This is a genomic window from uncultured Sphingomonas sp. (genome assembly GCF_964237335.1).
Lineage (GTDB): Bacteria > Pseudomonadota > Alphaproteobacteria > Sphingomonadales > Sphingomonadaceae > Sphingomonas.
Genome location: NZ_CAXSHM010000005.1, coordinates 57,532 through 77,230, shown reverse-complemented (window position 1 = coordinate 77,230; position 19,699 = coordinate 57,532). Strand labels below are relative to the sequence as shown.

General features: G+C 69.5%; 22 protein-coding genes. 10 read left to right on the top strand and 12 right to left on the bottom strand.

Translation table 11 applies throughout. The annotated features are described in order from the left end of the window. From ACFE65_RS04565 to ACFE65_RS04555, 3 genes are all read right to left on the bottom strand, one after another. Complete coding sequence (locus tag ACFE65_RS04565) at positions 1–795, bottom strand: ChbG/HpnK family deacetylase (protein WP_375381160.1); 795 nt, start codon at positions 793–795, stop codon at positions 1–3. Next, a complete protein-coding gene (locus tag ACFE65_RS04560) occupies positions 767–1,684 on the bottom strand; it encodes a glycosyltransferase family 2 protein (protein ID WP_375381159.1) in 918 nt (305 codons plus the stop codon). The genes ACFE65_RS04565 and ACFE65_RS04560 overlap by 29 nt, the downstream gene beginning before the upstream one ends. Positions 1,685–1,844: 160 nt before the next feature. Further along, complete coding sequence (locus tag ACFE65_RS04555; protein ID WP_375381158.1) at positions 1,845–2,846, bottom strand: hypothetical protein; 1,002 nt, start codon at positions 2,844–2,846, stop codon at positions 1,845–1,847. A 179-nt stretch (positions 2,847–3,025) separates the two neighbouring features. On the opposite strand from ACFE65_RS04555, the gene parC reads away from it, so the two are divergent. Together parC and ACFE65_RS04545 are read left to right on the top strand one after the other, a co-directional pair. Beyond that, positions 3,026–5,275, top strand: a complete 2,250-nt coding sequence (gene parC, locus ACFE65_RS04550; protein WP_375381210.1) for a DNA topoisomerase IV subunit A — start codon at positions 3,026–3,028, stop codon at positions 5,273–5,275. 125 nt (positions 5,276–5,400) lie between these two features. Then, positions 5,401–7,023, top strand: coding sequence for a putative bifunctional diguanylate cyclase/phosphodiesterase (locus ACFE65_RS04545; RefSeq protein WP_375381157.1), 1,623 nt, complete (start codon positions 5,401–5,403; stop codon positions 7,021–7,023). A gap of 132 nt (positions 7,024–7,155) precedes the next feature. Here the strand turns inward: ACFE65_RS04545 and ACFE65_RS04540 are convergent, their stop codons facing one another. From ACFE65_RS04540 to ACFE65_RS04525, 4 genes are read right to left on the bottom strand one after another with little or no spacing between them, the layout of a single operon-like run. Further along, entirely contained in the window at positions 7,156–8,331 is a 1,176-nt protein-coding gene (locus ACFE65_RS04540) for a CCA tRNA nucleotidyltransferase (RefSeq protein WP_375381156.1), read from the bottom strand. Then, positions 8,322–8,909: a CoA pyrophosphatase gene (locus ACFE65_RS04535; RefSeq protein WP_375381155.1), complete on the bottom strand. Its 588-nt coding sequence runs from the start codon at positions 8,907–8,909 to the stop codon at positions 8,322–8,324. The genes ACFE65_RS04540 and ACFE65_RS04535 overlap by 10 nt, the downstream gene beginning before the upstream one ends. Then, positions 8,906–9,502 (bottom strand): DUF1285 domain-containing protein, encoded by a 597-nt coding sequence (locus tag ACFE65_RS04530; RefSeq protein ID WP_375381154.1) that lies wholly within the window; start codon positions 9,500–9,502, stop codon positions 8,906–8,908. Before ACFE65_RS04530 ends, ACFE65_RS04535 begins: the two co-directional genes overlap by 4 nt. A gap of 45 nt (positions 9,503–9,547) precedes the next feature. Then, positions 9,548–10,072, bottom strand: a complete 525-nt coding sequence (locus ACFE65_RS04525; RefSeq protein ID WP_375381153.1) for a GNAT family N-acetyltransferase — start codon at positions 10,070–10,072, stop codon at positions 9,548–9,550. Between the two features lie 88 nt (positions 10,073–10,160). Between ACFE65_RS04525 and ACFE65_RS04520 the strand changes: the two genes are divergently transcribed. Next, positions 10,161–10,796, top strand: a complete 636-nt coding sequence (locus ACFE65_RS04520) for a glutathione S-transferase family protein (RefSeq protein ID WP_375381152.1) — start codon at positions 10,161–10,163, stop codon at positions 10,794–10,796. A 90-nt stretch (positions 10,797–10,886) separates the two neighbouring features. Further along, positions 10,887–11,258 carry a dihydroneopterin aldolase gene (locus ACFE65_RS04515; protein WP_375381151.1) on the top strand — a complete coding sequence of 124 codons (372 nt, stop codon included), beginning with the start codon at positions 10,887–10,889 and terminating at the stop codon, positions 11,256–11,258. On the opposite strand, the gene ACFE65_RS04510 is transcribed toward ACFE65_RS04515, so the two are convergent. Further along, positions 11,233–12,261, bottom strand: a complete 1,029-nt coding sequence (locus tag ACFE65_RS04510; RefSeq protein ID WP_375381150.1) for a hypothetical protein — start codon at positions 12,259–12,261, stop codon at positions 11,233–11,235. The two genes, ACFE65_RS04515 and ACFE65_RS04510, sit on opposite strands and share 26 nt — an antisense overlap. A gap of 221 nt (positions 12,262–12,482) precedes the next feature. On the opposite strand from ACFE65_RS04510, the gene ACFE65_RS04505 reads away from it, so the two are divergent. The 4 genes from ACFE65_RS04505 to ACFE65_RS04490 all read left to right on the top strand — a co-directional run bounded on the left by ACFE65_RS04505 (position 12,483) and on the right by ACFE65_RS04490 (position 15,101). Continuing rightward, a complete protein-coding gene (locus ACFE65_RS04505) occupies positions 12,483–13,160 on the top strand; it encodes an energy transducer TonB (protein ID WP_375381149.1) in 678 nt (225 codons plus the stop codon). An 86-nt stretch (positions 13,161–13,246) separates the two neighbouring features. Then, positions 13,247–14,047, top strand: coding sequence for a MotA/TolQ/ExbB proton channel family protein (locus ACFE65_RS04500; RefSeq protein ID WP_375381148.1), 801 nt, complete (start codon positions 13,247–13,249; stop codon positions 14,045–14,047). Positions 14,048–14,156: 109 nt separating this feature from the next. Next, a complete protein-coding gene (locus ACFE65_RS04495) occupies positions 14,157–14,642 on the top strand; it encodes an ExbD/TolR family protein (RefSeq protein WP_375381147.1) in 486 nt (161 codons plus the stop codon). 33 nt (positions 14,643–14,675) lie between these two features. Next, the gene (locus ACFE65_RS04490; protein ID WP_375381146.1) at positions 14,676–15,101 is read left to right on the top strand and encodes an ExbD/TolR family protein; all 426 of its coding nucleotides are present in this window, start codon (positions 14,676–14,678) and stop codon (positions 15,099–15,101) included. Positions 15,102–15,211: 110 nt separating this feature from the next. On the opposite strand, the gene dcd is transcribed toward ACFE65_RS04490, so the two are convergent. Beyond that, positions 15,212–15,766: a dCTP deaminase gene (gene dcd, locus ACFE65_RS04485; RefSeq protein WP_375381145.1), complete on the bottom strand. Its 555-nt coding sequence runs from the start codon at positions 15,764–15,766 to the stop codon at positions 15,212–15,214. Positions 15,767–15,858: 92 nt separating this feature from the next. Between dcd and ACFE65_RS04480 the strand changes: the two genes are divergently transcribed. Continuing rightward, positions 15,859–16,380 carry a hypothetical protein gene (locus ACFE65_RS04480; protein WP_375381144.1) on the top strand — a complete coding sequence of 174 codons (522 nt, stop codon included), beginning with the start codon at positions 15,859–15,861 and terminating at the stop codon, positions 16,378–16,380. Here the strand turns inward: ACFE65_RS04480 and ACFE65_RS04475 are convergent. Then, positions 16,320–16,778, bottom strand: coding sequence for a cytidine deaminase (locus ACFE65_RS04475; protein WP_375381143.1), 459 nt, complete (start codon positions 16,776–16,778; stop codon positions 16,320–16,322). The genes ACFE65_RS04480 and ACFE65_RS04475 overlap by 61 nt on opposite strands. Then, positions 16,771–17,265, bottom strand: a complete 495-nt coding sequence (locus ACFE65_RS04470) for a UPF0262 family protein (RefSeq protein ID WP_375381142.1) — start codon at positions 17,263–17,265, stop codon at positions 16,771–16,773. The genes ACFE65_RS04475 and ACFE65_RS04470 overlap by 8 nt, the downstream gene beginning before the upstream one ends. Positions 17,266–17,371: 106 nt before the next feature. Here ACFE65_RS04470 and ACFE65_RS04465 point away from each other — a divergent pair, with 106 nt between their 5' ends. Then, positions 17,372–18,868, top strand: a complete 1,497-nt coding sequence (locus tag ACFE65_RS04465) for a replicative DNA helicase (RefSeq protein WP_375381141.1) — start codon at positions 17,372–17,374, stop codon at positions 18,866–18,868. A 399-nt stretch (positions 18,869–19,267) separates the two neighbouring features. On the opposite strand, the gene ACFE65_RS04460 is transcribed toward ACFE65_RS04465, so the two are convergent. After that, the gene (locus tag ACFE65_RS04460) at positions 19,268–19,648 is read right to left on the bottom strand and encodes a winged helix-turn-helix transcriptional regulator (protein WP_375381140.1); all 381 of its coding nucleotides are present in this window, start codon (positions 19,646–19,648) and stop codon (positions 19,268–19,270) included. Positions 19,649–19,699 lie beyond the last annotated feature (51 nt).

Here is a 19,699-nt window from a genome sequence, read left to right as displayed (position 1 = left end):
TCAGAAGGCAAGGCCCCGGGCGGCGGCGAGCTTCGCGACCGGCAGCGTCGCGAGCGCCGCCGCCTCCGCCACACGCGCCGCCGCGATCGCATCGCCCGGCCGTTCCCCCGCGCCGGGGTGACACATCACGAGGTGGACGTCACCCGCGGCGGCGAGGAAGCGGGGGAAGATCGCGCGATAGTCGCCGGCGAACCCGTAATGGCCCGCAAAGCCGCAATTGACGGTGAGCCCCCGCGCCGCCGCCGCCCGCGCGAGCCCGCGCGACCGCCACGCGCTGGCCGCCGCCTTGCCGCGCCAGGGCCGTGCGGCGATGGCGGACGCCCGGTCGACGCAGTCGCGCACCCACGCGCCGGGCGCCTGCGCGGCGACCGCGTCGAGCACTACGTCGCGGATGCCGGGCAGGACATGGGCATGCTGGTGCGCGTCGACGAAATCGGGCGCGCGGCCCATCACCTGCGCGAAGCGGTCGAGCTGCGCCGTCACCTCACCAGCGATCTCATCCAGTGGCAGCGCGGCGGCGCGTCGCCGCAGTTCGTCGATGCCGGGCAGCACGCCGGCAGGCGCGAGCCGCGGCATACGCGTCAGCGGCGCCTCCAGCGTCAGCGTCAGGTGGACGCCGGTGTCGACACGCGCCGGCACGTCCCGCAGCATCGCTGCGTCGCTGCGCCAGCCGGGCATCGCGGTCATGCATCCGGTGGCGTTGATCCGTCCGGCGGCGGCGAGGTCGGCGATGACCCGGCTTACCGCGGGCGAAAGGCCGAAGTCGTCAGCACACAGGACAAGCCGTCGCTCCACCCATCACTCCCCCGAGGCCCTGATACGGCCGCTCGCGTATTCGCTCGCTCGTCAGCTTGCGCTTCCGCAGCCGCATGGCCAGGAAGCGATAGAAGAACCAGTCGCCGGCGACCGGCGCCGTCACCGCGTAGAGCAAGCGCTCGCCTGCCGTCCAGCGGATCGACGCCCTGTTGCGCGGGCGAGGCGATGGGCTGCACCATAGATCCTCGGCATAACCCATCGTCGCGCCGGCCTGTCCGCGATGGAGGACGCGGTGGATCACCTCGTGATCCTCCAGCACCCAGCCCCATCGCCCGGTATCGAAGCCGCCCGCCGCCCGCAGCGCGTCGGTACGGAACGCCTGGCCCGCGCCGCCGGTGTGGCACTGGCGGCGCAGCAGTCGCGCGGTGGCGACGATCTTGCGACCGGCACGCGCCCGCGTCTCGTCATCCGCGCCCCGTGCGGCGAAGAAAGCGCCGGCGGCCACCGTGCGCTCGCGCGCCAGTACGCGGCGCGCGGCGGCGAGATAGCCGGCGGGATAGAGGGTATCGGCGTCGCAGGTCGCCACCAGCGGCGTATCGACCAGCGCCAGCCCGGCGGCGAGCGCAGCCACCTTGCCCGGGCGACGCTCGGTGACCAACAGGTGGTCCAGCCCGAGCCGCGCGCATTCCGCGAGCGCCAGCGCGGCGGAACCGTCGGTGGAGCCGTTGTCGATCAGGATGACCCGCGGCGCCTCGGTCTGCGCGGCCAGGCTGGCGAGTGTCGCCGGCAGATAGGCGCGCTCGTTGAAGAACGGCAGCACGGCCGACCAGTACGGGTTCGGCCGGCGACCGGCGCGGCTCGACCCGCGAGGGGCCGGGCGAGGGCTTTCCCCTGGCCACATATCGGCGCGGTTGAGGTCGAGCAACATCGTCAGGCTCCGTCGGCGGGGACGGAGGCGATGATCGAAGCGTCGGTCTACACGGCCCAGGAGACGGTGCATCGGCGCTGTCGATCCGGTTCCCCCCGATCATGACGAGGACGTCACGCTCGGGTCCGATCCGCAGCGGACCGGCAAGGAAAAACGTCGATCAGGCGGCGATGGTGTGCCGATTGAGATGGCGCGCGGTGCGGCGGCTGGTGCGGATCCCGGCGATGGCGGAGACCGCAGCATCGCCGGCGGCCGTTCCGATCCCGGCCATGACGTGCGCGGCGACCATCAGCGCGGCCATCATCGCCATCAGCGCGGCGATATCGGCGGCGCGCCCGAAGATCAGGCTGGTGATCCCGGCGAAGATCAGCTCGCGGTTGGAGACGAAGGGTAGGCGTGACACCAGCAGTTTGACCGCCGACAGCACCAGCCACCAATGGACCGCCACCGCGGGCATCGCGAGGTGCCACAGCACCGCCGTCAGCGTGACGGTGGCGGCAGCGCGCAGGCCATGCCAGCCGGCGATTTGCGCGAGCAGCGATGCCGGCAAGCTGAGCTTCGAGCGGAAGGCCAGCGCGGCGATCGGCGGCGTGGCAATCACGACCAGCGTGGCCGCGAGCAGCAGCGGCGTGACGCCGAGCGACAGATGCGCCAGCCACGGCCAGGCGAGCGCCAGCACGACGAGCGTCGCTACCGATCCCATCGCCGACGACAGGATGGCGACGTCGCGCACCGCCTTGAACGCGGCCGCCGCGCCCTGGCCGCGTCTGCGGGCGATCGAATAGAGATATGCTTCGCCGACATAGCCGAACAGCAGTTCGTTGCCGATCGTCTTGCGCGTGGTCGCGACGACCGCCGACACCGGGATGTTCCACAGCCGGCGATAGATCGCCCAGTCGCACAGCGGCTGGACCATGTAGGAGAGCGCGAACACCACCCAGAAGGCCGGCCGCGCGGGGACGAGCGACACGATGCGGCCTAGATCGATATGCCCCAGTTCGTACAGCGCCGCACCCAGGATCGCCAGCGACAGCGCCGGCCCGGCGTACCGTCCGGCGAGCGTCCGGCCCGGACCCAGCGCCCAGCCGCGCACGGACCGGCCGATCGGCTGGCTCTCGCGGATCAGCGTCGCGGTCGGGAAGGCGGCAACCGTGGTCGTCATGCCATACATCGCGTCACCTCGATCAGCCCGATCATCCGGCTCCCATAACAGAGACGGCGCGCGATTGCGTGAACCACATCGACCGTTCTTGCCGCTTGCCGCGCGTCGGCTTCGACCTGTCGTTCGGCCTCGGCAATGTTGCCGATGCGTTCGCGCTGCTGCTACGTACATGGATACGCATGGCCGCCACCGACTTCACCGAGCCGCCGATCGGCATCCTCGACGCGCCCTTCGACAGCGCGCTGTCGGACCGGTATCTCGTCTATGCGCTGTCGACGATCACCGCCCGCTCGCTGCCCGACGTGCGCGACGGCTTGAAGCCCGTCCACCGGCGATTGTTGTGGGCGATGCGGCTGCTGAAGCTCGATCCGGCGTCGGGGTACAAGAAATGCGCGCGCGTCGTCGGTGACGTGATCGGCAAATACCATCCGCACGGCGACCAGTCCGTGTACGACGCGATGGTGCGGCTCGCGCAGGATTTCGCGCTCCGCTATCCGCTGGTCGACGGGCAGGGCAATTTCGGCAACATCGACGGGGATAATGCCGCCGCCTACCGCTACACCGAGGCGCGGCTGACGCAGGTCGCGATCGACCTGATGGACGGGCTCGACGAGGACGCGACCGACTATCGCGCGACCTACAATGGCGAGGAGCAGGAGCCCGAGCTGTTCCCGGGCATGTTCCCCAACCTGCTGGCGAACGGTGCGGCCGGCATCGCGGTGGGCATGGCGACCAGCATCCCGCCGCACAATGCCGCCGAGCTGCTGGAGGCGGCGATGCTGCTGGTCGATCGTCCCGACGCGGACGACGCGGCGATCCTGGAGCACGTCACCGGGCCCGATTTCCCGACCGGCGGGCTGGTGGTCGATCCGCCCGCCGCGATCCGCGAGGCCTATGCGACCGGCCGGGGCAGCTTCCGCGTCCGCGCGCGCTGGAGCGTCGAGCGCGAGAAGGGCGGCGGCTGGCAGGTCGTCGTCGACCAAATCCCCTATGGCGTCCAGAAGGGCAAGCTGATCGAGGCGATCGCCGCGCTGGTGAACGACCGCAAGCTGCCGATCCTGGCCGACGTGCGCGACGAGTCCGACGCGGCGATCCGGTTGGTGCTGGAACCGCGCAGCCGCACCGTCGACGCCGACGTGCTGATGGAGGGGCTGTTCCGCCTGTCGGACCTCGAGATCCGCGTGCCGCTCAACCTCAACGTGCTCGACAAGGACCGCACGCCGCGCGTCATGTCGCTGCGCGCGGCGCTCGCCGCCTGGGTGGATCACCAGTTCGTGGTGCTGCGGCGGCGCACCGAGCATCGCCTGGCGAAGATCGCCGACCGGCTGGAGCTCGTCGGCGGCTACATCGTCGCTTTCCTCAACCTCGACCGCGTCATCGAGATCATCCGCGGCGAGGACGAGCCCAAGCCCGTCATAATCGCCGAGTTCGCCTTGTCGGACCGGCAGGCGGAAGCGATCCTCAACATGCGGCTGCGCTCGCTGCGCCGGCTGGAGGAGATGGAGCTGCGCACCGAACAGGCGAAGCTGGAGAAGGAGCAGGCGGGGCTCGTCGCGTTGCTCGGCGATCCCAGGAAGCAGCGCGCGCGGATGAAGCGCGATCTGGGCAGGATCCGCGACCGCTACGGCGCGGAGACCCCGCTCGGCCGGCGCCGCACCACGATCGCGGAGGCGCCGCCGACCCGCGACATTCCGCTGGAGGCGATGATCGATCGCGAGCCGATCACCGTCATCCTGTCGCAGCGCGGCTGGATCCGCGCGATGAAGGGACATGGCGACCTCGTGTCCGCGGAGACGCTGAAGTTCAAGGACGGTGACGGACCGCTGTTCGCCTTCCATGCACAGACGACGGACAAGCTGCTGCTCGCGGCCGCCAACGGGCGGTTCTACACGCTGGCCGCCGACAAGCTGCCGGGCGGCCGCGGGTTCGGCGAGCCCGTGCGGCTGACGATCGACCTCGATGGCGACGTCGGCATCGTCGCCTTGCTGCGTGCCGATCCGGGAGCGAGGCTGCTGGTGGCGGCGAGCGACGGCCGCGGCTTCGTGGTGCCTGCCGCCGACGTGCTGGCCGAGACGCGCAAGGGCAAGACGGTAATGACGCTCCGTCCCGGCGCGGTGCTGAAGCTGGTGCGACCGGTGCCGGCGGAGGCGGATTACTTGGCGGTGATCGGCGACAACCGCCGCCTGCTCGTCTTCCCGCTTGCCGAACTGCCCGAGCTCGCGCGCGGGCAGGGGGTGCAGTTGCAGCGCTATGGCGACGGCGGCCTGTCCGATGCGATGCCGTTCGTGTTCGCCGCGGGCCTGAGCTGGCCGATGGGCGGGGGGAGCGGCCGCACGCGCACGGAAAGCGATCTGCGCCCCTGGCGCGCCGCGCGCGGTGCCGCCGGGCGGATGCCGCCGACCGGCTTCCCGCGCGATAACCGCTTCTGATTTCGGTTCTTTCAAGAGGTCTTAACCTACCGCATCTATGCGGAAGGGCGATGTCGTCCGCCCTGCCCGCCGTGCCACCGCGATTGATCAGTCCGCCACCTCGTGACGCGACGGGTGAGGAGACGATGCTCGAGCTGTTGCCGATCCCGGCGGCACTCGTCGATTGCCTGGACGGCGTGCTGCGCATCGTTGCCGTGAACCGGGCGTTCTGCGCGGCCGATCTGACGCCGCGCCGGCCGGGGTCGATGCTGCCCGAAGGGCTGGGGGGACGCCTTGTCGACTTCGCGCAAGGCGGTCGCGCGCGGGAGGAGTTCGCATGGGGTGTCGACGGGATCGTCGATCCTCGCAAGTACACCGTGACCTTTGCCCGCATCGTCGCCAGCGGCTCCGACCGCTGCCTCGTCAGCCTGGTCGACCAGACTTCGGAGCTGCGCGCCGAGGACAGCCTGCGTCGCGAGATGGCGACCGACAGCCTGACCGGGCTCGCCAATCGATCCGGCTTCGGGGAGCGGCTGGAGGCGCTGGTCCCGGCGGAGCGCGCGCGCCGCGCCATCATTGTCGTCGATCTGGAACGGTTCGGCCGCATCAACGCGTGCCTGGGCGGGCTGACCGGCGACGAGCTGCTGATCTCGGTCGCGCGCCGGCTGCGCGGTGCGCTGCGGGCGAACGACATGCTGGCGCGGATCGGCGGCGACGAGTTCGGCATCCTGATGATCGTCGACGACGCGGCCGACGCCGATCACCTCGCCAAGCGGCTGCGCGGCGCGCTCGCCGGGCCGTTCCGGCTGTCCGATTACGAGATCCGCGTCTCCTGCGCGATCGGCATCGCGTTCGGGGCGGACTGCGCCGACGATCCCGACGAGCTGATCCGCAACGCGCAGTTCGCGGCCAAGCGCGCCAAGAACAGCGGCCGGACCGAGGCGCACCGGACGGACGCGTTCGACGAGGTGCGCGAACAGTTCGGGATCGAGACGGCGCTGCGACGCGCGATCGAGCAGGGGCAGCTTCGCTTGAGCTACCAGCCGATCTGCGACCTGACGACGGGACGCATCCATGGCTTCGAGTCGCTTGCGCGCTGGACGGACGAGCACGGGCGCGAGCTGCCGCCGACGCGTTTCATCCCGGTCGCGGAGGAGTCGGGCCTGATCGTGCCGCTGGGCCGCTGGGCGCTGGCGGAGGCGGCGCGGACGCTCGCCGGCTGGGATGCGCGATCGAAGGCGCGCGGGGCCGCTGGCGGTTGCGGCGTGCGGGTCGCGGTGAACGTCTCCGCCATCCAGCTCCAGCGCGACCAGATCGCGCCCGCGGTGGAGGCCGCGTTGCGTGACAACGGCCTCACCGGCGATCGCCTGACGCTGGAGCTGACCGAAAGCGCGCTGATCGCCGAGCCGGACCGGATCGCGCGAACGCTGGAGCAGCTGCGCACGCTGGGCGTCGCGCTCGCGATGGACGATTTCGGCACGGGCTACTCCAACCTTGCCTATCTCCAGAAGCTGCCGATCGAGACGCTGAAGATCGACCGCAGCTTCGTCACCGGCATGCTGACCGATCCGGACAAGGTGGCGATCGTCCGCGCGATCCTGTCGCTCGCGCAGGCACTGGGGCTCGCGACGGTGGCAGAAGGGGTGGAGTCACCGGAACTCGCGCAGCGGCTGGCAGGCATGGGCTGCACCTGGGGCCAGGGCTATGCCTTCGCCCGGCCGCTGGACGAGGACGAGGCGTACCGGCTGATCGTGGAGCGCAACGGCTAGCGCGGTTTCCAATCAGACTGACCCAACCAACTCCGTTCGTGCTGAGCCTGTCGAAGCACCTGCTCGCGCCATGCCCTTCGACAAGCTCGGCGCGAACCGGTTCAATTTGATCGAAGACTGCTTAGCAGACGCTTATGGTCCTGACGGTGTCGCCAGTGCGGCGGCCACTTCCTCGTCCGCCAGCGTCCCGGCGCGCACCGCATCGGGAAATCCTTCCGCGATCCAGCGCGACTCGATCCGGGCCAGCGTCGCCGCGACCGCCGGGCCCTTGCGCAGCCCGCGCTCGACCAGCACACCACCGCCGATCGGCAGCCGCGGCGGCGTCCACCCGGCCAGCATCGCGACATCCATCCCATGCAGCAGCAGGCGATCGATCGCACCCTCCACCCCGATCCGATAGGCCAGCGCCCTCGGTCCATCGTCGCCGAGCGGCCCCGTCGCGCTTTTTAGCCGGCCGCGGTCCGCGGTGGACAGCTTCAGCCGGGCGGCGACCGATGCCGCGGCGTCGGCGGGCACCAGCACCGCTAGCCGCCGGATCGCGTCGGGGGCGACGCCCGCGGCCACTTCCCGCGCCGCAAGCCGCGCGAGCGGCGCCGCGTCGGCGATCTCGGGCAGTACTGGGAGCAAGATGCCATGCTCGATCATCAACGCGACGACCGGCACCGCGCCCGGCGCGACCAGCAGCTTGAGCAGTTCCGCCGCGATCCGCTCGCGCGACAACGCCATCAGGTCGTTGGCGCGCGCGGCGCAGGCGGCGAGGCCGTCGGCATCGACCGCATCCCCGAACCGCGCGTGGAACCGGAAGAAGCGCAGGATGCGAAGATGGTCCTCCACGATGCGCGCCAGCGGGTCGCCGATGAACCGCACCCGCCTGGCCGCGAGATCGGGGAGGCCACCGAACCAGTCGTGCAGCGCGCCCGTCGCGGGATCGGCATAGAGCGCGTTGATCGTGAAATCGCGCCGGCCTGCGTCCGCCTGCCAATCGTCGGTGAACGCCACGACCGCGTGGCGCCCGTCGGTCGCGACGTCGTGGCGCAGCGTCGTCACCTCGACCGGCCCCGATGCGATCAGCGCGGTGACGGTCCCGTGCGCGAGGCCGGTGGGCACGACGCGGATGCCCGCCGCCGTCAGCCGCCGCATCGTTTCGTCGGGCGGGTGGATGGTGGCGAGGTCGAGGTCGGCGGCATCGATGCCCAGCAACGCATCGCGCACCGCGCCGCCGACGACGCGCGATGCGCCGTCGCCCAGTGCCGCGACCAGCCCCGCCAGGCCTTCCCGCCGGCTCCAGGGTGGATCGCTCAGCTCCACCGCAGCCGCCGCGACAGGTTGACGATCAGCGCCGCCGTCGCGCCCCAGATCCGCCGCTCGCCCCAGACGATCTCGTAGAACCGCCGCTCGCGTCCCTTCCAGTTCGCGCTCGCCTCGTGATGGTTCGCAGGATCGAGCAGGAAGGCGAGCGGCACCTCGAACACGCTCGCGACTTCCGCCTCGCTCGGCACCAGCGGCAGGTCGGGTGCGACGACGCCGACGACCGGCACGATGCGATAGCCGGTTCCGGTGCGATAGGGATCGAGCGCGCCGACCACCGTCACCGCCGACGACGGCAGCGCGATCTCCTCCTCCGCCTCGCGCAGTGCCGCCGCCGTCGCATCCTCCCCCGCGTCGAGCCGGCCGCCGGGAAAGGCGATCTGGCCGGCGTGGTGGCGCAGCGTGTCGGTGCGCTGCGTCAGGATCACGCCCGGCTGCGCGCGATCGGTGACCGGCATCAGCACCGCAGCCTCGGTCGGCACGGCGAGCGGGTCGAGATCGGGATGATCGCTCGCCAGCAGCACCGCGTCGCCCGGCCCTTGCGCCAACGCCGTCGCGAGCCGCTCGGCGAGCGTCACACAGACGTCCCGGCCGGCTCCAGGGGGAAGAACGCGCCGTCGCTCCATACGCCGGGCGTGCCCGCCTCGTCCGCCAGCGCGATGTCGGCCAGCTCGTAATAGAGCGATCGCGCGACCAGCGCCTCCAGCCCGCCGCGAACGTGCAGATAGGGGCGCGGGCCACCCCCGTCCGTCTCGGCACCGGTGTCGGTCTCGGCGAAGCGCAGGCTGTGCTCCGGGCCGGCGGTGACGAGGTCGCCGGTGTCGAGCCGGAACGCGATCCTTGCCTCGCGGCCCTCGCCCTCGCGCTTCATCTCCACCGCCTGGAACGCCGCATCCTCGACCAGGATCGACAGCTTCTCCACCGGCGTCACCAGCACATGGCTGCCGTCGGGCTCGCGGCGCAGGATGGTGGAGAACAGGCGCACCATCGCCAGCCGGCCGATCGGCGCGCCCTCGTGCCACCACGTCCCGTCGCGCGCGATGCGCATGCCGCTGTCGCCGCAATGGGTGGGGTTCCAGCGATCGACCGGCGGCAGCTTCTGCTCGGCCGCAAGCCGTGCCACCTCCGCGAGCGACAGGGAGGCGAGATCGGGGAGCGGATCGGTGGGCATGGCGATCAGGTAAGCGCGCCGGGCGGGCCGGTAAAGCCGCGCAGGTCAACGCGCTGGTTCGGCAACCGCCACGACGCGGGGGCCCAGCATGCCCGCGACCGCCGGCACGTCCGCCCCGCGCGCCAGCAACCGACGCGGCTCGACCGGGCCGGGCGCGGTCCACTTGGCCGTGCGATCGGCGGTGAAGCCGAAGAAGCGGCCGTAATATTCGGGATCGCCGATCAGCGTCATCGCGCCGTCCAGCCCGATCTCGGCCGCCGCGGCGAGCATGCGCGTCATCAACGATTGGCCGATTCCGCTGCCCTGAACCGCCGGATCGACCGCCACCGGCCCGACCATCACCAGCGGCCAGGCGCGGCCGTCGTCCTCCACCAGCGACGCCGGCCACGCCTGGATCGAGCCTGCCAGCCGCCCCGCCTCCATCGCGCCGAAGCACAGCGCCGCGATCGGCGTCATCCCCGCGCGGATGCGGTATGAGACGCGCGCGCGGCGGCCTGGCTCGAACGCCCGGTCGAGCAGCGCCTCGACGTCGGCGTCGGCTACCTGCCCCAAGGGCACGATCTCCACCATCGGCATGTCTCCCGTCTCGCACCTGCATGGACTGCCGCGGCCGCGCGCTGTAACCCCGGCGGGTCTGAACGCAAATGGAATGCCGGTCATGCTGCTCTACGACGCCGACTGGGCTCCCTCGCCGCGCCGCGTGCGGATGTTCCTCGCCGAAAAAGGCCTGGAGGTCGAACGCCGCACGATCGACATGCGCGCCGACGAGCAATTGGGGGCGGCGTATCTGGCGGTGAACCCGCGCGGCACCGTGCCCGCGCTCGTGATCGAGGGCGATGCGGAGCCGTTGACCGAGTCGGCGGCGATCTGCCGGTATCTGGAGGCGCTGCATCCCAGCCCGGCGCTGCTCGGCGACACGCCGATCGCGCTCGCCCGGACGGAGGAGTGGACCCGCCGGATCGAGGCGGAGGGCTATGCCGCCGCCGTCTATGCGCTGCGCAACACCCGTCCGTATTTCGCCGATCGCGGCCTGCCAGGCACCGGGCCGGCGGTGCCGCAGATACCGGAACTCGCCGATCGCGCCGACATCATGTGGCAGGGCTTCGTCGCCGCGCTCGACACGCGGCTCAAGGATCGGGCGTGGATCGCGACCGACGGCTATGGTTTCGCAGACATCACCGCGCTGGTGACGATCGATTTCGCGCGTGCGGCGCGGTTGACGGTGCCCGACGGCTGCTCGGCGCTGGCGGACTGGTACGGACGCGCGAGCGCCCGTACCAGCGCGGCCGCTTGAAGCGGGTTCGGCGACGCCGAACCGGGCGGCACCGGCCCGCGTGAGCGGATCAAACTAGCGTCGCCGCCTGACCGCGCCTAAGCGGCCCGCATGCACGACCTACTTCAGCTCGAGGTCCATGATCTCGAGGTGCCGGTGCTCACCGGCGTCTATTCCGAAGAAACTCACCTGCCGCAGCCGCTGCGCATCTCGTTGACGGTCGATCTCGACTGCCGCGACCGGTACGATCCCGACACGCCGCTGTCCGCTTCCAAGAACTATCTCGACCTGAAACATGCCGCGACGACGGCGCTGCCCGCGGGCGTGCATTTCACGCTGATCGAGGCGGTGGCGGATCACATCTGCGAGACGCTGTTCCTTCAGGACCGGCGCGTCGCTCGGGTGCGGGTCAAGATCGTCAAGCTCGCCATCGCCGAAGGAGGCGAGGCGATCGGCGTCACCCTGGTGCGCCACCGCCGCTAGGAGGCGCGCCACCGCCGTCAGAAGGCGCAGCCGGGCTATCGTCCGCCGACGCCGGGGTGGGACGATCGTCCGACGGTGGAGACGCGTCTCCGTTCTGGACCGGAGCCTCTCGCCGGCTCGCGACGAACGCCCGCGGGCCGCACGCCCCGAGCTGAGCCAGCACGAACCGGTAATCCGCCCGTGCCGCATCCGCGTCCGCCGACTCCAGCGACGCGGTGCTGCCGCCGGGAAGCGTGCGCGGCAGGAAGCAGGCGAGGCGGTACCAGAGCAATGTGTCGCGTGGCGGTGGCCCCGCCGCTTCGTCGACGATCTCGCTCAGCGCCACCGCATAGCTCGGCCGCTCGCCCGGCCGGCGCAGGATCGACAGCGACACCGGCCGCGCGTCCGCCGTGGTCAGGAACACCTGCGTTTCGCTCTCGCCCGGCAGCGATCCGGGTACGTGGAAGGCGCGGCCGACGCCGGTGATCCGCGGCGGCGCGTCGGGCGCGACCGCCGCGCGGGCGATCCGCCGCACCAGCGCGTCGGCTTGCGCCGACCAGTCTACCTGCGCGTCGGGGGACACGAGCTGCACCTGGCCGACCGGCCCCGCCGCGCCCGGCGCGATCCGTCCGAACACCAGCACGCGCGCCTTCTTCAGCTTGAGCGGCCGGCCGTCGCGGCCCGCGCCTGCGTCCACCAGCCAGCCGATCCGCGTCGGCAGGCCGTCCGCGCCGCGGATCAGCGCGCCGACGTCGGCCTCCACGTAGTAGCGCGTCAGTCCGGGCGCGACGCTCGCCGCCTCCACCCCCTTGATCCGCGCCGCGCTGCGGATGGTCGCATCGACGATCACCGGCGCCGCCAGCACAAGGTCGGCATAGAATGCATAGGGGACGGCCGATGCGTCCGCAGTCGGAGCATCGGCGCCGGCCGAAGGCGGCGGGAGGGTCTGCGCGGGGGCCGATGCGGCCAGCAACGCCGCCGCGACGGCGACGGTCGGGCGGCGGGCGGAAAGGGGGAAAGCCATGATCGTTCGTCTACTCCCGCCGCCACGCCCGGAGTAGTGGAAACGAGCGTGGCCGCACTGATCGCATGTTGCGCACGACAAAGCGTTTGCGTCTCCGTTAACCCGACGATACAGATTTGCATCCCGGCGGGGCCGGCGTCTGGAGAAGGCGGATGCTCGGCATCCCGCCTGGCTCGATTGGGCGACGATCCCGCCTCGACGACTTGGAGTTAGGGAGCTGAATGGCTTACGCTGATCGCAGCGCGACGGGTAGCCGCACGGTAGCGATGGTGATCGTCCTGGTCATCGTCGCGGTCGTCGGCTATGCCTTCTACACCGGCCTTGCGGTGAGTTTCATCCACAAGGTCGCGCCGAAGCTCAACACGTTTGACGTGCAGGAGCCGCCACCCCCGCCGCCGCCGGACGTGCCGCCACCGCCGCCGCCGCCCGACCAACCGCAGACGGCGACGCCGCCGCCGGTCGTGTCGCCGCCACCGATCGTTCGGACGCCGTCGCCGGCACCGCCGGTCGTGTCTGTCCCGGTTGCTCCCGCAATCGTCTATGCGCCCGTTGCTCCGCCGGCACCACCGGCGGCAGCGCCCCCGGCCCCACCGGCTGTTAAGAGCCAGGCGGCGAAGTCGAAGGGTGATCCGCATGGCTGGTATAGCACGGACGATTATCCGGCGGGCGCGTTGCGCGCCAACGCGGCCGGACGTGTGCAGGCGAGGCTGACGATCGGCACGGACGGGCGCGTCAGCGCCTGTAGCGTGACGTCGTCGAGCGGAAACTCGGACCTGGACGATGCCACCTGCCGCATCGCGCAGCGCAAGGGGCGTTACGCACCTGCCAAGGACACGGCCGGCAATCCGATCACCGACTCCGCCACGATCTCGATCGTGTGGCAGGTGCCAAAGGACTGACGGGAGGTTGGTTCGGTTCCGTCCTGATGGAGCCGGCTCAGCCCGCGCGATTACGTAGCCACTTCATAGCTTAGGGATATATCAACATGCTCACCACCATTCTATCGGCCGCGGGAACCGCCGCCGGCGGCGAGCCAGCCGCTCAGTTCGGCCTCGGGCCGGCGCTCAAACAGGGCGGCCTGATCTCCCAGACCGTGTTCGTCCTACTGGTCCTGTTCCTCGTCATCTCGCTCTACATCATGTTTACCAAGTTGTTCGAGCAGCAGAAGGTGATGAACCAGGCCAAGCGCGTGCGCACCGGCTTCTGGACGTCTAACTCGCTGCGCGAGGGCGCCGCCAAGCTCGAGAAGGACTCGGCCTATCGCCAGGTCGTCGACGACGGTCTCGCCGCACAGGAGCAGCACGGTCGTCTGACCGATCCGGTCGAGGCTCATGACTGGCTGCACGGTTCGCTCGCCCGTTCGGAGGCGATGATCAACTCGCAGCTCGGCTCGGGGCTCGCGTTCCTCGCGACCGTCGGCGCGACCGCACCGTTCATCGGACTGTTCGGCACCGTGGTCGGCATTTATCGTGCACTGATCGCCATCGCTGCGGCGGGCCAGTCGTCGATTGACAAGGTCGCCGGCCCGGTCGGCGAGGCGCTCATCATGACCGCGCTCGGCCTCGTCGTCGCGGTCCCGGCCGTGCTTGCCTACAACTGGCTGCAGCGCCGCAACAAGTCGATCGCCGAGGAGCTTTCGGCCTTCTCGAACGACGTGCTCGGTTTCCTCGCCTCGAACGGCGCGGTGCGCCCGAGCGCATCGATGGCCGGCAAGCCTGCCCCGTCGACGGTCGGTGCCAAGCCGACCACGACGGCCGGCCAGACCGGCGGCGTCGCTCGCCCGTAACCGAAACTATCCGGCATCGCCCTGTCGGGCGGTGCCGGCCTGCCGGTCGACCGTGGATCGTCCGGCGTCAAATGCACCTTCCGCAGCAGGCAATTAGGATAGCTCGCACATGGCGATGAGCACTGGTGGAGGCGGCGAGGACCGTCCCATGTCGGACATCAACACGACGCCGTTGGTCGACGTCATGCTGGTGCTCCTCATCATCTTCCTCGTTACGACGACGATCGCGGTGCAGACCGTGCCGCTCAAGCTGCCCGACGTCCGTTTCGATCCCACGACAACCAAGCCCGAGAACGTGTCGCTGTCGGTCGTTTCCGAGCCCGGCGGCGAGTGCGGGGTTTATTGGAACCAGACCAAGGTCGGCCATGCCGAGCTGCTGTCCCGCGCCGTGGACAAGCTCAAGACCGAGATCGCGCGTCAGGGTGGCGTCAACGCCGCCGGGCTCGACCTCCCCGAGGCGCATATCCGCGCCGACGTAAACGTGCCCTATCGGTGCGTCGGCGGGGCCATCTACACGATGCAGATGGCGGGCTTTGCGCGCGTCGGCTTCATCTCGCAGCCGCCCGGAAACCAGCAGCAGAGCGCCACTTTCTAGCATCCCGCTTTCGCCTAACCAGGAGTATTACCTATGGCCATGAGTTCAGGCCGCGGTGACGACGAGCCGATGATGGAGATGAACACGACGCCGCTGATCGACGTCATGCTCGTGCTCCTCATCATGTTCATCGTCACGATCCCGCCGCAGACCCATGCGGTGAAGGTCGATCTGCCGCAGAACCAGAACACGCCGCCTCCGCCGGTGCTGCCGGACAAGAATGCGCTGACGATCAACCCGGAAGGTGTCGTCGCGTGGAACGGCCAGCCGGTCACGCAGGTGACGCTGACCCAGTATCTGGCGGCCTCCAAGGCGCTGCCTGTCGAGCCCGAGCTCCACTTCGAGCCTGATCCTCAGGCCAAGTTCGAGAAGGTCGATCAGGTCCTGGCCGTCATCAAGCGGTCCGGCATCACCAAGCTCGGCTTTATCGGCAACGAGCGGTACGGTACCTCGTTCTGAACTGAGACATTACTGAGCATCGAGAAGGGCGGCCAAGTGGGCCGCCCTTTTCTGTTGGTCGACGTCATGTGCCTGCCGAATTCTCCACAAGGGCCGTCGATATCTAGACATTAGAGCTTTGGCAGCGTCACGCCCCGCTGACGCATGTATTTGCCCGCGCGGTCGGCATAGCTCGTCTCGCATGGCTCGTTCCCAGACAGGAACAGGAACTGGCACGCGCCCTCATTGGCATAGATGCGCGCGGGCAGCGGCGTGGTGTTGGAGAACTCCAGCGTGACGTGGCCCTCCCACTCTGGTTCCAGCGGCGTCACGTTCACGATGATCCCGCACCGCGCGTAGGTCGATTTGCCCAAGCAGATCACGAGCACGTCTCGCGGAACGCGGAAATATTCCACCGTCCGCGCCAGCGCGAAGCTGTTGGGCGGGATGACGCAGACGTTCGTCTTGCGATCGACGAAGCTGTTGGCGGCGAAGTTCTTGGGGTCGACGACCGCTGAGTCGACGTTGGTGAAGATCTTGAACTCGTCCGCCACCCGCGCGTCATAGCCATAGGAAGACAGGCCATATGAGATGCACCCGTCGGCGCGTTGCGCTTCCACGAACGGCTCGATCATCCCATCCGCGAGCGCGCGTTCGCGGATCCAGCGATCGGACATGACGGACATGACGGCACCCCTTCCGTGCCCTTGTCGCTTGGTGGCGGGCAGCGGGCAAGGGCGAAAGGGGCATGAGCGTTCCGGTGGACAGGCAACCACACATGATGCCCGGGAACCTCGCCGAGGCGCTGAAGGCGGTCGCTCAGGCTGCCGGATCAGCTCGAGATCCTTGGTGGATCATCGGGAGCGCGTCGCTCGCACTCCACGCCATCGACCCGGGTCCGATCGGCGACATCGATCTGTTGATGAGCGGACGCGACGCCGCTGTCCTATTGAAGGCGAGGCACGTGCCTGTGGCGCCCGGGGTGCCGACAAGCCGGTTCCGTTCGGCCGTCTTCGGTCGCTGGACGGCGTCGGGCCTGACGATCGAGGTGATGGCCGGGTTCGAGGCGCGAGATGCCGGTCCTCAAGACGCTACTCACTGGCGGCCGGTGCTGCCGCAGACGCGAGAGCGGATCGTCGTCGGTGGCGAGGCGCTGTTCGTTCCGTCGCGGCGGGAGCTCGCCGCGCTGTTCCGCCGGTTCGGCCGCGCGAAGGACATCGCCCGCGCGGCGGTGCTCGATCAGCCGATGCCCAGGTCCGCCGGCCCGAACGCATGCGGCAGCAGCGCCGACAACGCATAACGGTCGACCGCCTCCCCTTCAGCCGCCGCGCAGATCACCAGCAGGTCGCGCCCACCCATTTGCGCCGCCTCGTTCAGCACTTGGCGGCAGCGGCCACACGGGCCGACCGGCGCGGAACCGGTCGCATGACTGGCCGCGTCCATCGCTCCGCCGATCACCGCGACGGCCACGATGTCGGCGAGCCGCCCCGCGCTGCTCGCGATCGCCACCGCCACCGTCTCGGCGCACAATGACAGGCCGTAGCTCGCGTTCTCGACATTGGCGCCCGTCACGACGCTGCCGTCGGTCAGCAGCAACGCCGCGCCGACCGCGAAGCGGGAATAGGGCGCATGCGCACGCCTGGCCGCATCGCGAGCGGCCGCGATCAGCTCGCGTTCGCGCGGATGAGGGTCAGTCATGGGTCGTTCCCCTCATGTGCAGCACGCAGATCAGCGTGAACAGCCGCCGCGCGGTGTCGAAGTCGACGTCGATCTTGCCCTCCAGCCGCTCGCGCAGCAACTCGGCGGCCTCGTTGTGGATGCCGCGCCGCGCCATGTCGATCGTCTCGATCTGCTGCGGCGTCGACGCGCGGATCGCCTGGAAATAACTGTCGAGGATCGCGAAATAATCGCGGATCGGCCGCCGGAACCGCCCCATCGCAAGCACCAGCGTCTCGAGGTGGCTGCCGTCCTCGCGGTGGATGTGGAGGCCGAGCCGGCCCTCCTCCGTCTCCAGCTTGAGCCGGTAGGGTCCGGCATAGCCGTCGGCGTGGACGCGCTGCGGCGCGAAATGATTGTCCTCGACCAGGTCGAAGATCGCGATCCGCCGTTCCTGCTCGATATCCGCCGATCGCCACGCGATGCTGCGCTCGTCGAGCGAGATGTCGATGATCCGCGGATCGGCCATCGGCCCGACGTAGAGCCGATGCCGGCCGGCGACAATCCGCCCGCTTATCCACAGCTTTCGCCGAAGCGAGCTTGAGGCAGGCGGCGCTCGGCTCCACAAGCAGCGTATGGCTACCCTCGCATTCCCCGCTCCTGGCGCGACCCCGGACGCGGCCGTCTCGCTGCCCCAGAACGTCGAGGCGGAGGCGGCGATGCTGGGCGCGATGATGATCGACAACCGGCTGGCCGACGATCTGGTCGACCGGCTGGAGCCGCAGCATTTCTTCGAGCCGGTCCACGGCCGCGTCTTCGCCGCGATCAAGACGCTGCGCGGCAACGACATGCTCGCGACGCCCGTCACGCTGCGCCCGATGTTCGACGCCGACGAGGGCATGCGTGCGCTGGGCGGGCCGGCGTATCTCGCGCAGCTCACCGGATCGGGCGCGGGGCTGATCGGCGCACGGCAGTTCGCGACGCAGATCTATGACCTCGCGATGCTGCGCGCGCTCGTGTCGGTGGGGCGCGGCCTCGTCGACCGGGCGATGGACACCAGCGAGGAGGTGAACCCGCGCGGCCAGATCGAGCAGGCGGAGACCGAGCTGTTCAAGGTCGCGGCCGACGGCGGCGCCGAGAATGCGGTGAAGACCTTCGCGCAGGCCACCACCATGGCAGTGAAGATGGCCGAGCGCGCGCTCAACTCCGGCGGGCATCTGTCGGGCGTCACGACCGGGCTCGACTCGATCAACGCCAAGATCGGCGGCATGCACCATTCGGACCTGATGATCCTCGCCGGCCGGCCCGGCATGGGCAAGACGTCGCTCGCGACCAACATCGCGTTCAACGCCGCCCGCCGCTGGATGCGCGACATGGCGGACGGCATCCCGCCCGACAAGTCGGTGGGCGCCAAGGTCGCGTTCTTCAGCCTGGAGATGAGCGCGGACCAGCTCGCGACGCGCATCCTGGCCGAACAGTCGCGGATCAGCTCCGAGTCGCTGCGCATGGGCAAAATCAGCCGCGCCGAGTTCGGCCAGCTCGCCGCCGCCGCCGCCGAGCTGGAGCAATTGCCGCTGTTCATCGACGACACCGGCGGCCTTAGTATCGGTGCGCTTCATACCCGGGTCCGGCGCCTCCAGCGGCGGCACAACAACGAGATCGGGCTGGTGGTGGTGGATTACCTCCAGTTGCTCACCGGATCGGGCAAGCAGAGCGACGGCAACCGGGTGCAGGAGATCTCCGAGATCAGCCGCGGGCTGAAGACGCTGGCGAAGGACCTGAACGTGCCGGTGCTGGCGCTGTCGCAGCTCAGTCGCGCGGTGGAGCAGCGCGAGGACAAACGGCCGCAGCTGTCGGACCTGCGCGAATCTGGCTCGATCGAGCAGGACGCCGACATGGTGTGGTTCGTGTACCGCGAGGATTACTACGTCGCCGCCAAGGAGCCCAAGCGCCCGACCGAGGGGGACGACGCCCGCGTGTTCGACGACCACGCGCGTTGGGCGAGCGACATGGAACGCGTGTTTGGCCTGGCCGAGCTGATCGTCGCCAAGCAGCGCCACGGCTCGACCGGCAAGGTGACGCTGAAGTTCGAACCGAGCGTGACGCGGTTCTCGGATTACGCTGGGTATTGAGGGATTTGCGTGAACGGTTACCGTCGTCGGCCGAGGCGTTTTGCGAGCGGGAAGAAAAAGTAGGTAACAGTAGGTAACACCAAACGCGGTTCAGTGCGGCGGGCGTCGATGCGCAGGCCGGAGAGGAGATGTGCGGAACTGCGAAAGAGCGGTTCTGATGCTCTCATGGCTTTTCCAACATCGCAAGCGATGCGCAACGTGATCAGCAATGACCGGTGTTGGTGGCGAGCGGTCCGGCGGCTTTTGGGAAGGCAGGTGGCGACAGCCGACATTGCACGGCGCTGCCGCTTCCCGAAAAGGATGGTGCTCCGCGAATTAGCAGATCGCTCATTCGCCAGCGCTTTTGCTACGGTTTTACCCATCTGACCATGAGCCAACCGCAGGGGTGATCGGCTATGGTTAACCCGTTTCGACGTCATAGGCACTGCGCGCTGCTTCGACCGCAGTGCGGTGTTCGCTCGCCCACGAAGCGAGGTGCGATAGCGGAACGGTCAGCGACTGGCCGAGCGGTGTCAGTGCATAATCGACGCGGGGCGGGATCGTTGGGAATGCGGTGCGGCTGACGATCCCATCGCGTTGAAGCCCGCGCAGCGTCAGGGTGAGCATTCGATGCGAGACGCCAGGGATCGCGCGCATCAACGCGTTGAAGCGCATCGTGCCTTCCGCCGACAGGTGGCCGACCACCATCACCGCCCACTTGTCCGCAATACGGTCGATGATCTGCCCCAGCGAGCGGCACTCGCCGGCGGCGTCTGGCGTCGCGGTTGGCTCCACGGTCATCAGATACGCACAGCGATGTGCGTCGGGTACCGGATTGTACGTTCTTGGCGA